Origin of the sequence: Salinicola lusitanus (assembly GCF_038648475.1) — a bacterium.
Lineage (GTDB): Bacteria > Pseudomonadota > Gammaproteobacteria > Pseudomonadales > Halomonadaceae > Salinicola > Salinicola lusitanus.
Genome location: NZ_CP151919.1, coordinates 1,171,703 through 1,185,687, shown reverse-complemented (window position 1 = coordinate 1,185,687; position 13,985 = coordinate 1,171,703). Strand labels below are relative to the sequence as shown.

The window sequence follows — 13,985 nt, the reverse complement described above, 5'->3', positions numbered from 1 at the left end:
ATGTCCGATCAGGAAGACGAAACGTCTTGACGCATCTGGCGAGCGGACTTCTCCAGGCGTCGCCACATGCCATTGAGCTGGCGGGCGACGCTGGCGTTGTCCAGCTCATGTACCCCTCGTCGCGCGAGTATGACGATATCCACTGCCGGTAAACGATGCTGTTGATGGCGAATGGATTCGCGCACGAGGCGCTTGAGGCGATTGCGGTCGACGGCACGGCGCACGTTCTTCTTGCTGAAGATCAACCCGATCCGTGGATGGCCCAGAGCGTTGGGTCGGGCCAACGCCAGCAATCCTTTACCATGGACCTTGTAGGGAGCGTGGTCGAAGACGTGCTTGTAGTCCCCGGCATTCAGCAACCGCAGCTGCCGGGGAAAACGCTGATCGGACACCCGGCGTCCGATCAGGCGCTCAGGCGTTTACGGCCTTTGGCACGGCGACGGGCAATGACCTGACGGCCGTTCTTGGTGGCCATGCGGGCGCGGAAACCGTGGACGCGCTTACGCTTCAGAACGCTGGGCTGGAAGGTGCGTTTCATAGTTGCTAATTCCCAATTAGTTGATTTCTAAAGAAAACTGGTTGAAGCGGGACGCCCGGCGCATTCGCGGGAAGCGGGCTCACTCGACTCAAGAGCGGGAATTCTAGTGAATCCGCGGTTCGGGTGCAATTTTTCCGTGAATTATCCACACCCCGTTGTGAGTGGATCGCCAGCCGTTACGCCCCGAACGGGAGACCCGTGGCGTGAGTGGCCATCGACGATTGTCGTGGCGATGCCGGTAATCGGCTCGGGATGCGAGATCGAAGTTGCTTGAGGGTGTCAATCACACCATGTGGTTAACGACGGGGATAACCTTTGTGGATAACCCTATAAAATCAATATCTATCATTGGTTTAATGGCTTTTTTGGGTTGTGGGGAAGTTGCGAACGAGCCGTGCATAGGGTGAGGATCGCCGGCGTGTGGCAAGACCGTCCACACCGCCTTGTCCACGCGGATTACCCTGGACATCCACAGTATTGCCAGCGGTGACGGGCGAGTTATCCACAGTTGTTGGAAAGTCGACTTCGTGTGGATAACCTGGCAGGCCGACGCTACAATGTGCGGCCGTTTTTTCTATTCTCTCTCAACGTTCGGTGAGGTCGTGTGTCTGTCGCTCTCTGGCAACAATGTCTGAACTCGCTGCAGGATGAGTTGAGCTCTCAGCAATTCAATACCTGGATTCGTCCTCTGCAGGCCGAGGACGGCGAAGTGGACGAACTCTGTCTGTTGGCCCCCAACCGATTCGTCCGTGATTGGGTCAGCGACAAGTACCTGAAGCGGATCAACGAACTGTTGCGCGAGGTTGCCTCCAGCAGCAAGCCTCCCAAGGTCCACCTGACGGTGGGGAGCCGGCGGGCCGCGGCGGTGTCGCCGCGGGATCTTGGCGCGCCGGTTTCCGCCCCGAGTCGTCAGCCTCAGCGATCCACGGCGCCGGGGATTCAGACGAGCCCGCGCTCCAACGAGGCGGCCGAGGAGAAGCAGCTCGATCGTACCCGTGAACGCGAGGAGAGTGGACGCCGGGGCAGCGAACGCCAGGTCCAGGTCGAGGGTAGCCTCAAGCACGGCAGCGGACTCAATCCCAATTTCACCTTCGAAACCTTCGTCGAGGGCAAGTCGAACCAGCTGGCGCGGGCCGCCTCGCGCCAGGTATCCGAGAACCCCGGCGGGGCCTACAATCCGCTGTTCCTCTACGGCGGCGTGGGTCTGGGCAAGACCCACCTGATGCATGCGGTGGGCAACCACCTCGCGGGTCTCAGAGACAACGCCAAGGTGGTCTATCTCCACTCCGAGCGCTTCGTCGCCGACATGGTCAAGGCGCTGCAGCTCAACGCGATCAATGATTTCAAGCGTTTCTATCGCAGCGTCGATGCGCTGCTGATCGACGATATCCAGTTCTTTGCCGGCAAGGAGCGCTCCCAGGAGGAGTTCTTCCACACCTTCAACGCCTTGCTGGAAGGCGGGCAGCAGATGATCCTGACCTCGGATCGCTATCCCAAGGAGATCAGCGGCGTCGAGGAGCGCCTGAAATCGCGCTTCGGCTGGGGGTTGACGGTGGCGATCGAGCCGCCGGAACTCGAGACCCGGGTGGCGATCCTGATGAAGAAGGCGGATCAGGCCGAGGTCGATCTGCCCCACGATGCGGCGTTCTTCATTGCCCAGAAAATCCGTTCCAACGTGCGCGAGCTGGAGGGGGCGCTGAAGAAGGTGATTGCCGACTCCCACTTCATGGGCAAGCCGATCACCCAGGATTTCATCCGCGAGTCGCTCAAGGATCTGCTGGCACTGCAGGACAAGCAGGTCGGGATCGAGAACATCCAGCGCACGGTGGCGGAATACTACAAGATCAAGCTGGCCGATCTGCTCTCCAAGCGCCGCTCGCGTTCGGTGGCGCGGCCGCGCCAGGTGGCGATGGCGCTGGCCAAGGAGCTGACCAACCACAGCTTGCCCGAGATCGGCGATGCCTTCGGTGGCCGCGACCACACGACGGTGCTGCACGCCTGTCGCAAGGTGGTGGCGCTGAAGGAGGAGAGCGCGGACATCCGCGAGGACTACAAGAATCTGATGCGACTGCTGACCAGTTGAGGCGGCGCGTGACGAATTCCCTGGCCGCGGGGATTGCTAGCGACGACCGGCACGGCAAGAATGAGACGGCGCGGCCCGACGGTCTGCTCGTCCGTCCCATGATGCAAAGCGATCCACCGGTTACCGGATTCAACTTCAGGCTTATTGAACCAACAACGGAGCCCCAATGAAATTTTCCATCTCTCGCGAAGCCCTGCTGCGCCCGCTGACGCTGGTGGCCGGGGTGGTCGAGCGCCGCCAGACCCTGCCGGTGCTCTCCAATGTGCTGATCGAAGTCCAGAACGAACAACTGGCATTGACCGGTACCGATCTCGAGGTGGAATTGATCGGCCGTGCCACGCCGGCGCTGGTGGACGAGCCAGGGTCCGTCACGGTGCCGGCGCGCAAGCTGATGGATATCTGCAAGTCGCTGCCGGACCAGTCCGACATCAGCTTCTCGCTGGAGGACGGCCGTGTCGTGCTGCGCGCCGGGCGTTCGCGCTTCACGCTCTCCACGCTGCCGGTGGCCGAGTTCCCCAACATCGAAGATGGCCAGAACGACACCACCCTGTCGCTGCCGCGGGGCACGCTGAAGTACCTGATCGACTCGACCTCGTTCGCCATGGCCCAGCAGGACGTGCGCTATTACCTCAACGGCATGCTGCTCGAACTGGCCGACCATCTGGTGCGCACGGTCGCCACCGACGGCCACCGTCTGGCGGTCTGCGAACGCAGCGCCGAGATCGAGATGGAGGCACCGCGCAAGCTGATCGTGCCGCGCAAGGGCGTGCTGGAGCTGACGCGTCTGCTCGACGGCAGCGACGAGCCGGTCGAGCTGATGCTGGGTTCCAACCACATCCGCGCCAACACCGGTGAATTCACCTTCACCTCGAAGCTGGTCGATGGCAAGTTCCCCGATTACGACCGGGTCATTCCCAAGGGCGGCGACAAGGTGTTCATCGCCGAGCGCGGCGAGCTGCGCCAGAACCTGGCGCGTACGGCGATCCTCTCCAACGAGAAGTACCGCGGCGTGCGCCTCCACCTCGAGGAGAACAACCTCAAGGTGATGGCCAACAATCCCGAGCAGGAAGAGGCCGAGGAGAACGTCAGCATCGAGTACTCGGGCGACGCGCTGGAGATCGGCTTCAACGTCGGCTATCTGATCGACGTGCTCAACGTGCTGGATGCCGACCGCATGCAGATGACGCTGTCGGACGCCAACAGCTCGGCCTTGATGGAAGAGCCGGGTGGTGGGGACGCGCGCTACGTCGTCATGCCGATGCGCCTTTGACGAGCGGTAATGGCTGCGCGCGCGAATCGCGTTGTTGCACGCCGCCCGTCAAGCTCGCCTAACCCCGTCGTTATGTCTCGCTTCTCGGGCGGCCTGCGCCGCGCGCTTCATCGCGCTCGCCGATTACCCGTCAGCGTCGGTGTGGCCGATCATCGCTCGCCAACGTCTTCCGCGGTGGTCGGGCGTTTTCTCTCGTCTCTTGCCATGAGTTTTCACGTGCCATGCCGCTCGATCGGTTGAGTTTTCACGGCCTGCGCAATCTGGGTGCGCTCGAGATGGCGCCCGGGCCGCACATCAATCTGATCACCGGGCCCAACGGCAGCGGCAAGACCTCGCTGCTGGAGGGCATCCACGTGCTGGGAATGGCGCGGTCGTTCCGGACCCAGAAGCTCAAGGCGCTGATCGACCACGACGCCGATGAGGTGACGCTGTTCGGGCGGCTGGCCGGCGATCCGCCACTGCCGGTCGGGGTACGTCGCCGCCGCGATGGCACCGAGCTCGAGCTGCGGGTCAATGGCGAACGCGCCTCGCGCATCACCCAGTTGGCCGAGGCGCTGCCGCTGCAGTTGATCAACCCCGATGCTTTCCGTCTTCTCGAAGGCTCGCCGGCCGCCCGACGCGAGTTCCTCGATTGGGGCGTGTTTCACGCCGAACGGGAGTTTCTGGACAGCTGGAAGCGGGTCAGAAGGGCCTTGAAACATCGGAATGCCCTGCTCAGACATGATAGAATCGACGTCCAGTCGATCCATGTCTGGGAGCGTGAACTCGCCCACTGGAGCGAGCGTCTGGACGGGCTGCGCGCGAGTTACATGACGCGCTTCCTGCCGGTGTTCGAAGAGACCCTGGCGGCGCTGTTGCCACTGCCGGATCTGACGCTGCGCTACTCGCGGGGTTGGGATCGGCAGCGGGCCCTGCTGGAGGTGTTCGAGGCCGGGCGCGACACCGATCGCCAGATGGGCTTTACCCAGCAGGGGCCGCAGCGTGCCGACCTGCGTATTCGCGTCGGCCGCCATCCCGCGGTGGAGGTACTGTCGCGCGGTCAGCAGAAACTGGTGGTCAGCGCCATGAAACTGGCCCAGGGGCGCCTGCTCGAGCAGTTGACGGGAGGCACCTGCCTTTACCTGATCGACGACCTGCCGGCGGAGCTCGACGGTGATCATCGGCGGATCTTCTGCCAATGGTTGGAGCGGCTCAACTGCCAGGTCTTCATCACCAGCGTCGATCGCGCGGCGCTGGCCGACGTCTGGCAGCCACAAACGGATGTCGTGGCATCGACACTGGCCGGCGGGCGGCTGCATTCGGAATGATTTCACCATGGAGTGAGCAATGAGCGAACAGGCCTACGATTCATCGAGCATCAAGGTCCTCAAGGGATTGGACGCGGTGCGCAAGCGTCCCGGCATGTACATCGGCGATACCGATGACGGTACCGGGCTGCACCACATGGTGTTCGAGATCGTCGACAACTCCATCGACGAAGCGCTGGCCGGTCATTGCAGCGAGATCCGGATCGTCATCCATCCGGACGAGTCGGTGACCGTCTCCGACGACGGCCGTGGCATTCCCACCGATATCCACGCCGAAGGCGTCTCCGCGGCCGAGGTCATCATGACCGTGCTCCACGCCGGCGGTAAGTTCGACGACAACTCCTACAAGGTGTCCGGTGGCCTGCACGGCGTGGGGGTCTCGGTGGTCAACGCGCTTTCGGAGCAGCTCAAGCTGACCATCTGGCGCAACAACCAGGTCCACGAACAGATCTATCACCATGGTGTGCCGCAGGCGCCGCTCGCCATCGTCGGCGAGACCGAGAAGTCCGGTACCCAGATCAGCTTCAAGCCGTCCAGCGATACCTTCGCCAATATCGAGTTTCATTACGACATTCTCGCCAAGCGCCTGCGCGAGCTGTCGTTCCTCAACTCTGGCGTCGCCATTCGCCTGGTCGACGAGCGCGACGGCCGCGAGGAGTTGTTCCACTACGAAGGCGGCCTGCGTGCCTTCGTCGACCACCTCAACACCAATCGCACCGCGATCAACCCGGTCTTTCACTTCGAGATCCAGCGTGAAGACGGTATCGCCGTGGAAGTGGCGATGCAGTGGAACGACACCTTCACCGAGAACGTGTTCTGCTACACCAACAACATTCCGCAGCGTGACGGCGGCACCCACATGGCGGGCTTCCGCGCGGCGCTGACGCGCACCCTCAACAGTTACATCGAAGCGGAAGAGATCCAGAAGAAGGCCAAGGTGGCGACCGCCGGCGACGACGCCCGTGAAGGTCTCACCGCGATCATCTCGGTCAAGGTGCCGGATCCCAAGTTCTCGTCGCAGACCAAGGACAAGCTGGTCTCTTCCGAGGTCAAGACCGCGGTCGACCAGGAGCTGAGCCGTCAATTCTCCGACTACCTGATCGAGCATCCCAACGAGGCCAAGGCGATCGTCAGCAAGATGATCGATGCCGCCCGTGCCCGGGAAGCCGCGCGCAAGGCCCGCGACATGACCCGGCGCAAGGGTGCGCTGGATATCGCCGGGCTGCCCGGCAAGCTGGCCGACTGTCAGGAGAAGGACCCCGCTCTCTCCGAACTCTACCTGGTGGAGGGCGACTCCGCCGGCGGCAGCGCCAAGCAGGGGCGCGATCGGCGTACCCAGGCGATCCTGCCGCTCAAGGGCAAGATCCTCAACGTCGAGAAGGCGCGCTTCGACAAGATGCTCTCGTCCGCCGAGGTGGGCACGCTGATCACCGCACTGGGCTGCGGCATCGGGCGCGAGGAGTTTAATCCGGACAAGCTGCGCTACCACTCGATCATCATCATGACCGATGCCGACGTCGACGGCTCGCACATCCGCACGCTGCTGCTGACGTTCTTCTTCCGCCAGATGCCGGAGCTGATCGAGCGTGGCCACGTCTTCATCGCCCAGCCGCCGCTCTACAAGATCAAGCGCGGCAAGCAGGAGATGTACCTGAAGGACGAGCAGGCGATGACCGACTACCTCACCACCACGGCGCTGGACGGCGGGCGGCTCTACGTCAATGCGGACTCACCGGGCATCGCGGGCGAGAATCTGGAAGCGCTGGTCAACCAGTATCGTGACGTGATGAAGCGCATCGACCGGCTTTCACGGGTCTATCCCAACGCCGTGCTGCGCAAGATGGTCCACGCGGTCAAGCTCGACGAAACCAATCTCGACGACCGCAACACCATGCAGAACTGGATCGACGAGCTCCAGGTGGCGATGGACTCGCTGATCGCCCATGAGGGCGGTCCGCGCTATACCTTCCAACTGCAGGAAGACACCGAGCGCGGCCTGTGGATGCCGAGCGTGGCGCTGACGGCTCACGGCGTGACCACGGATTATGTCTGGGGTATCGACTTCTTCCGCAGCGCCGACTATCGCGCGCTGGCCACCCTGGGCGAGACCCTCGATGGCCTGATCGAAGAGGGCGCCTATATCGCCCGTGGCGAGCGCCAGAAGCCGATCGGCAACTTCTACGATGCGCTCGAGTGGCTGATGCTGGAAGCGCAACGCGGGCTCAGCATCCAGCGCTACAAGGGGCTGGGGGAGATGAACCCGGATCAGCTGTGGGAGACCACCATGGATCCGGGCTCACGACGCATGCTGCGGGTCTCCATCGAGGATGCGGTCGCCGCCGACCAGATGTTCAACACCCTGATGGGCGACGAGGTCGAGCCGCGTCGTGATTTCATCGAGCGCTTCGCGCTGGTGGCCAATCTGGACATCTAGGGGCCCGTCCCTTCCGGTTGCGCGTCGAATCCGCCCAGGCTTCGTTGCGTGACTGGACAAGGCCCTAGCACCGGGTCCGCCAGCGCGGGCCCGTCGAACCAGCGGCTCATCCCTCGGGATGGGCCTTTTTTTTGCCTGTCGTTGGCGCGGCAGCCCGCCTTGTCGAAGTCAATCGGCCGTGACCTCGGCCCCGCGATATAGCGCATTGGTCGATGCGACTTTGGGTGGATAGGCCGAGCCCGTCTGGCCGGAAAGCGCACCACCATGCGCGGTGGCGTCGGCCAGGGGCACCCGACGCGGCCGGGCGTGCATCCATGGTTGTATTGTTAGGCAAAAGCGGTTGGGCAATAGTCGCGATCACCCCACCAAGGCATCGAATAAAGTGGGCCGTTTCGTAAAAGAACGAGATACCGCTCCCCAACAAGAAGAGGAATCGAAGGGATGCACGCCAATCGAAACAAGATCGTCATGAACTGCCTGGGACTGGCTTTGCTGCCATTCGCGTTTGCGCTGCCGACGAGTGCAGTGGCTGCCGATACCGCCACCAGCGGCGAGGTCGAGGTGCTCAACTGGTGGACCTCGGGTAGCGAGGCCAAGGCGCTGGGCGCGCTCAAGGATGGGCTGTCGGAGCAGGGAATCGGCTGGAAGAACATGCCGGTAGCGGGCGGCGCCGGCACCAACGCCATGGCCGTGTTGCGCTCGCGGATCACCTCTGGCAACCCGCCGACGGCGGCCCAGGTGCTCGGCTACGATGCCCAGGACTGGGCCAAGCGCGACGCCTTGAGCTCCCTCGACGAGGTCGCCAAGGCGGGCAACTGGGACGAGGTCTTCCCGCAGCCGTTGCAGCAGTTCGCCAAGTACGAGGGCCACTGGATCGGTGCGCCGTTCGAGATCCATTCGACCAACTGGGTCTGGGCCAACAAGTCGCTGATGGATGAGCTGGATATCGAGCAGCCCAAGACCTGGGACGACTTCATCGCGTCGCTGAAGAAGGCCAAGGAGGCGGGCTACACCGGCCTGGCCTACGGCGGCCAGCCATGGCAGGACACCACGGTGTTCGAGAACGTGGTGCTGGCTACCGGTGGCGCCGACTTCTATCGCAAGGCGATGATCGACCTCGATCCCGAGGCGCTCGATTCCGACACCATGGCCCAGTCGTTCGACCATCTGCGCGAGCTGCTGCAGTACAAGGACGACAACTCGCCCGGCCGTGACTGGAATCTGGCCACGGCGATGGTGATCAACGGCAAGGCGCTCTACCAGATCATGGGCGACTGGGCGAAAGGGGAGTTCCTCAACGCCAATCTCGCGCCGGGCAAGGACTTCATGTGCTTCCGCACCCCGGGCACCCAGGACGCCGTGACCTTCAACAGCGACCTGATGATCATGTTCGATACCGACGATGCCCAGCAGCAGCAGATGCAGCAGACCATGGCCACGATCATCGGCTCGCCCGAGTTCCAGATCGCCTTCAGCCAGATCAAGGGCTCGGTGCCGGCGCGCATGGACCTCTCCGCCGACAAGCTGGACGCCTGCGCCCAGCGCGGTTACGAGCAGGTCAAGGCCGCGGCCAAGAACCACACGCTGATGGGCAGCATGGCGCACGGCTATGCCGCACCGGCGTCGGTCAAGAACGCCGTTTTCGACATCATCTCCTCGTTCGTCAACAGCGACATGCCCAGCGATGTCGCCGCCAAGCAGCTGGCGATGGCGGTGCAGGGCGCAACGTCCTGATGATCGGCCCCGCCGCCAGGCGGGGCGTCTCGTTCACGAGCCGAGAGTGATGTGATGTCCAATGCTTCTTCGGAGCGGGACGATAGCGCGCGGGAGCGACTGCAGCGCTGGCTACCCAAGCTGGTGCTGTCGCCCTCCTGCGTCCTGGTCCTGTTCTTCGTCTATGGCTTCATCGCCTGGACCAGCTACATCTCGTTCAGCGACTCCGGCATGATGCCGGACTACACCTGGGTCGGGTTGCACCAGTGGTCGCGGTTGTGGACCTCCTGGACCTGGGGGATCGCGCTGCACAACATCTGGGTCTTCGGGCTGCTCTATATCATCAGCTGTATCGTGCTGGGCCTGATACTGGCGATTCTGCTCGACCAGCGGATCCGGGCCGAAGGCGTGCTGCGCACCATCTATCTCTACCCGATGGCGCTCTCGTTCATCGTCACCGGTACCGCCTGGCAGTGGTTTCTCAACCCCGGACTGGGGCTGGAGAAAACCATGCACGACCTGGGCTGGCAGAGCTTCAGCTTCAACTGGCTGATCGATTCCAACATGGCGATCTACACCGTGGTGATCGCCGCGGTCTGGCAGGCCACCGGCTTCATCATGGCGATGTTCCTGGCGGGGTTGCGCGGCATCGACGGCGAGATGATCAAGGCCGCCCAGATCGACGGCGCCCCGGCCTGGAAGATCTATGCCCGCATCATCATTCCCCAGCTGCGACCGGTCTTCCTGAGCGCAGTCGTGGTACTGGCGCATCTGGCGATCAAGAGCTTCGACCTGATCGTGGCGATGACCGGCGGCGGGCCGGGCAATGCCACCGCGGTGCCGGCGACCTTCATGTACTCCTACGCCTTTTCGCGTAACGAAATGGGTATCGCCGCGGCCAGCGCGGTGTTCATGCTGGCGGTGATCGCCGCGCTGATCATCCCCTATCTCTACTCCGAGCTGCGGGAGCCCCGATCATGAGTGCCGCTTCCTTCACTGCACGCCGGGGTCTGGCGACCCGGGCGGTGCTCTACGCGATCCTGGCGCTGTTTGCGGTCGTCTATCTGATGCCTCTCTACGTGATGCTGACCACGTCGTTCAAGACGCTGGAGGAGATCCATCAGGGCAACATGCTGGCGCTGCCCGGGGAATGGACCCTGGACCCCTGGCGCGAGGCCTGGGGCAGCGCCTGCATCGGTCTCGAGTGCAACGGCGTGCACGGCTACTTCTTCAACAGCATCAAGATCGTGGTGCCGGCAGTGTTGATCTCCGGGCTGCTGGGCGCGTTCAACGGCTACGTGCTGACCAAGTGGAAGTTTCGCGGCCACAAGATCGTGTTCGGCCTGATGCTGTTCAGTTGCTTCATTCCGTTCCAGATCATCCTGCTGCCGATGGCCCGGGTGCTGGGCATTCTGCATCTGGCCAACAGTACCGGTGGGCTGGTGCTGGTCCACATCGTCTATGGCATCGGGTTCACCACCCTGTTCTTCCGCAACTTCTACGCCAGCTTTCCGGACGAACTGGTACGGGCGGCGCAACTCGATGGCGCCGGTTTCTTCACCATCTTCTTCCGGATCCTGCTGCCGGCCTCGGTACCGATCATCGTGGTCACCATCATCTGGCAGTTCACCAACGTCTGGAACGACTTCCTGTTCGGCGTCTCGTTCGCGTCCGGCGACAGCGCGCCGATCACGGTGGCACTCAACAATCTGGTCAACAGCTCCACCGGGGTGAAGGCCTACAACGTCAACATGGCGGCAGCGATGGTGGCGGCGGTGCCGACGCTCATCGTCTATATCCTCGCGGGCAAGTATTTCCTGCGCGGGTTGATGTCGGGATCGGTCAAGGGCTGAGGATCACATGAGCTTTCTGCATATCAACAACGTTCACAAGCGCTTCGGCGAGACCCATGTCCTGAAGGGCATCGACATCGCGATCGAGCAGGGCGACTTCCTGGTCCTGGTGGGGCCATCGGGCTGCGGCAAGTCGACGCTCTTGAACATGATCGCCGGACTCGACTCGATCAGCGAGGGCGAACTGCTGCTCGACGGCCGCCGCATCAACGACGTCCACCCCTCCCGGCGCGATATCGCCATGGTCTTCCAGTCCTATGCGCTCTACCCGAGCATGACCGTGGCCGGCAACATCGGCTTCGGGCTGGAGATGCGCAAGGTCCCGCGCAAGCAGCGCCGTGAAGCGATCGACCGGGTCGCCAAGCTGCTGCAGATCGAGAACCTGCTCGACCGCAAGCCGGGCCAGCTCTCCGGTGGCCAGCGCCAGCGGGTGGCGATGGGGCGGGCGCTGGTGCGCGATCCACAGCTGTTCCTGTTCGACGAGCCGCTGTCGAACCTGGATGCCAAGCTGCGCGTCGACATGCGCACCGAGATCAAGCAGCTGCACCAGCGCCTGGGCACCACGATCGTCTACGTCACCCACGACCAGATCGAGGCAATGACGCTGGCCTCCCGGATCGCGGTCATGCGTGGCGGCGAGCTGCAGCAGCTGGGAACGCCGCAGGCGGTCTACGACGACCCCAACAACCTGTTCGTCGCCGGCTTCATGGGCTCGCCGTCGATGAACCTGGTCAAGGCGCGGATCGTCGAGCAGGATGGGCTGCCGGTTGCCCAGGTGGCGACGGACGCGTCCACCCTGACACTGCCGGTCGTGCGCGACCGTGACGCACTGCGTGACTGGTGCGACCGCGACGTCATCCTGGGGCTGCGGCCCGAGGCGATCACCGACCCGGCCAGTGCCAATCATCGCGAGGGCAACATCCACGAGGCGGAGCTGCCGGTCGCGCTGGTCGAGCCGACCGGGGCGGATCTCTATGTGGTGACGACGCTGGGTGGAACCCATGTCAACGCTCGCATGCGCCCCTGCACGCCGTTACGTCCGGGCGAGCGGACCCGGTTCGCCTTCGACGTCTCGCGCATGGTGGTGTTCGACCCCGAGTCCGAGCGGCGTATTCGCGACGAGCGCGTCGCCGAGGCCACCCCGATCGGGGAGACGGCCTGACAGGGGCAGGGGGGCAGCGGCGCCGAGAGCCGCTCAGCGCTGCTGGGCGACGAACTCGCGGATGCCTTCGGCCAGGCGCCGGCCCTGGCGCTCCAGGGCTTCGCCTTCGACCATGCCGACACCGAGTATCAGCCCGCGGCGAGGGTCGCCCGGTCCGCAGACCCGGCTCAGCGGCCGGGTGACCAGGTGGTGCCGGTTCAGCAGCTGTTGCGCCAGGCGCTCGTCGTCGAGTGTGGGCGAGAGTGCCAGACTCAAGCTGATATTGCCGGCCGGCGGCGAGAGATCGGCGACCCCGGGGACGTCGGCCAGCAGCTCGTGCAGCCGTTGCTGGCGCTCCAGGTACTCCTGCGCCATGCGTCGACACCAGCGGTCGAGATCGCCGTCGTCGATGAACGTGGCCAGCACCGCCTGATCCAGCAGGCGCCCTTCGCGAAAGACGCCGGTGCGTACCCGGTTGATCGCGGTGCTCAGCCCCCTCGGCACGATCAGGTATCCCAGACGCAGGCCCGGAAACATCAGCTTGGAAAAGGATCCGACCAGGATCTGGTTGCCGCGCTCGGGATCGAAGGCCAGCTCGTGGTGACCGCCGTCGCCGAACTCGTAGTCGTCCTCCAGAATCCAGTCCGGTTCGAGAACGTCGATCAACCCATGTTTGTGAGTGCTTACTGATGACACCCCCAACGGATAATGGTGGGCGCCGGTGAAGTAGAGCAGTCTGGGGTGTGGCCGAGGCAGCGAACCGACATACCCGTGACGCGGCTCCCAGATGGCGTGGTCTATCTCGAGGCCGGCGGCCTGGAAGACGTTGCGCGCGCCCCAGTAGAACGGCGAGTCCATCACCGCACGATCGCCATGGTCGGCCAGCGTCAGGGCGCATAGCTGCAAGCCATGATGGGCGCCCTCGGTGATGACGATCTGGTCCAGTCCGCAGTCGATGCCCCGCCACCGGGCGAGGTAGCCGGCGATGGCGCGTTTCAAGGGGCCGTAGCCGCCGGATGCGTAGGCGAGCAGCAGCGTGTTGTGGGGTACGGTGATCCGCGAGTAGAGCTGTCGCCAGCGGGCAATGGGGAAGTGCGCGATATCCGGAACGCCCGGCACGAAGGCGCCGCTCTGCAGCGGGCTGGCCCCCACGTCATTCAGCAGATCACCAGCGCGGCGGGAGATCGGCCCGATGTCGGCAACTCGTTGCTCTCGCAGGGGTGAGTGCTTGCATACCCAGGTGCCCTTGCCGTGGTCGGTCACCAGGTGGCCCTGGCGGATCAGACTCTCGACGACGCCGGCCAGCGTGTTGCGGGCCATGCCGAGCGCGCCACACAGGGTGCGATGCCCGGGCAGCCGCTGGCCGTTCTGCCACCGCTGCTCGATGAGCGTCAGCAGGGTCTGCTCGAGACGGCAGTACTTGGTCAGGTGGTCGGGCTGGGCCAGGTAGCCTTGCCGGATGTGGTCCAGCGCCTGACGACGGTCGTCCATGGCCTACCTCACGAGAGACGCGGAAACGTCCGCGGATTATGCGGGGAGAGCCCCATGTGGTCCACCGCCGTCGGGAAGTGGTCTAGTCCCGCTTGCCCAGCGGAGTGATAGCGTGGCGTCAGGGCCGAGTCCCGCGGCGGGATCCGGCCTATCAA

At 63.8% G+C, this 13,985-nt stretch carries 11 protein-coding genes; 8 read left to right on the top strand and 3 right to left on the bottom strand.

What is annotated here, in order from left to right; translation table 11 throughout:
• Positions 1-8 precede the first annotated feature (8 nt).
• Entirely contained in the window at positions 9-392 is a 384-nt protein-coding gene (gene rnpA, locus AAGT95_RS05475) for a ribonuclease P protein component (RefSeq protein ID WP_110601631.1), read from the bottom strand.
• Positions 393-403: 11 nt separating this feature from the next.
• Positions 404-538, bottom strand: coding sequence for a 50S ribosomal protein L34 (gene rpmH / locus AAGT95_RS05470; RefSeq protein WP_019019264.1), 135 nt, complete (start codon positions 536-538; stop codon positions 404-406).
• 604 nt (positions 539-1,142) lie between these two features.
• Here rpmH and dnaA point away from each other — a divergent pair.
• The 8 genes from dnaA (at position 1,143) to AAGT95_RS05430 (ending at position 12,360) form a co-directional block, all read left to right on the top strand.
• Positions 1,143-2,621, top strand: coding sequence for a chromosomal replication initiator protein DnaA (dnaA, locus tag AAGT95_RS05465; protein ID WP_110601628.1), 1,479 nt, complete (start codon positions 1,143-1,145; stop codon positions 2,619-2,621).
• Between the two features lie 166 nt (positions 2,622-2,787).
• Positions 2,788-3,891: a DNA polymerase III subunit beta gene (dnaN, locus tag AAGT95_RS05460; RefSeq protein WP_110601626.1), complete on the top strand. Its 1,104-nt coding sequence runs from the start codon at positions 2,788-2,790 to the stop codon at positions 3,889-3,891.
• A 221-nt stretch (positions 3,892-4,112) separates the two neighbouring features.
• Positions 4,113-5,198 (top strand): DNA replication/repair protein RecF, encoded by a 1,086-nt coding sequence (gene recF, locus AAGT95_RS05455; RefSeq protein ID WP_110707393.1) that lies wholly within the window; start codon positions 4,113-4,115, stop codon positions 5,196-5,198.
• Positions 5,199-5,217: 19 nt separating this feature from the next.
• Positions 5,218-7,632 carry a DNA topoisomerase (ATP-hydrolyzing) subunit B gene (gyrB, locus tag AAGT95_RS05450; RefSeq protein ID WP_110601622.1) on the top strand — a complete coding sequence of 805 codons (2,415 nt, stop codon included), beginning with the start codon at positions 5,218-5,220 and terminating at the stop codon, positions 7,630-7,632.
• 441 nt (positions 7,633-8,073) lie between these two features.
• The gene (locus AAGT95_RS05445) at positions 8,074-9,366 is read left to right on the top strand and encodes an ABC transporter substrate-binding protein (protein WP_342595799.1); all 1,293 of its coding nucleotides are present in this window, start codon (positions 8,074-8,076) and stop codon (positions 9,364-9,366) included.
• Between the two features lie 54 nt (positions 9,367-9,420).
• Positions 9,421-10,326 (top strand): sugar ABC transporter permease, encoded by a 906-nt coding sequence (locus tag AAGT95_RS05440; RefSeq protein WP_342595798.1) that lies wholly within the window; start codon positions 9,421-9,423, stop codon positions 10,324-10,326.
• Positions 10,323-11,198 carry a carbohydrate ABC transporter permease gene (locus AAGT95_RS05435; protein ID WP_110601618.1) on the top strand — a complete coding sequence of 292 codons (876 nt, stop codon included), beginning with the start codon at positions 10,323-10,325 and terminating at the stop codon, positions 11,196-11,198. Before AAGT95_RS05440 ends, AAGT95_RS05435 begins: the two co-directional genes overlap by 4 nt.
• Before the next feature lie 7 nt (positions 11,199-11,205).
• Positions 11,206-12,360, top strand: coding sequence for an ABC transporter ATP-binding protein (locus tag AAGT95_RS05430; RefSeq protein WP_342595797.1), 1,155 nt, complete (start codon positions 11,206-11,208; stop codon positions 12,358-12,360).
• Between the two features lie 33 nt (positions 12,361-12,393).
• On the opposite strand, the gene AAGT95_RS05425 is transcribed toward AAGT95_RS05430, so the two are convergent.
• A complete protein-coding gene (locus AAGT95_RS05425; protein WP_342595796.1) occupies positions 12,394-13,830 on the bottom strand; it encodes a PLP-dependent aminotransferase family protein in 1,437 nt (478 codons plus the stop codon).
• Positions 13,831-13,985: the final 155 nt, after the last annotated feature.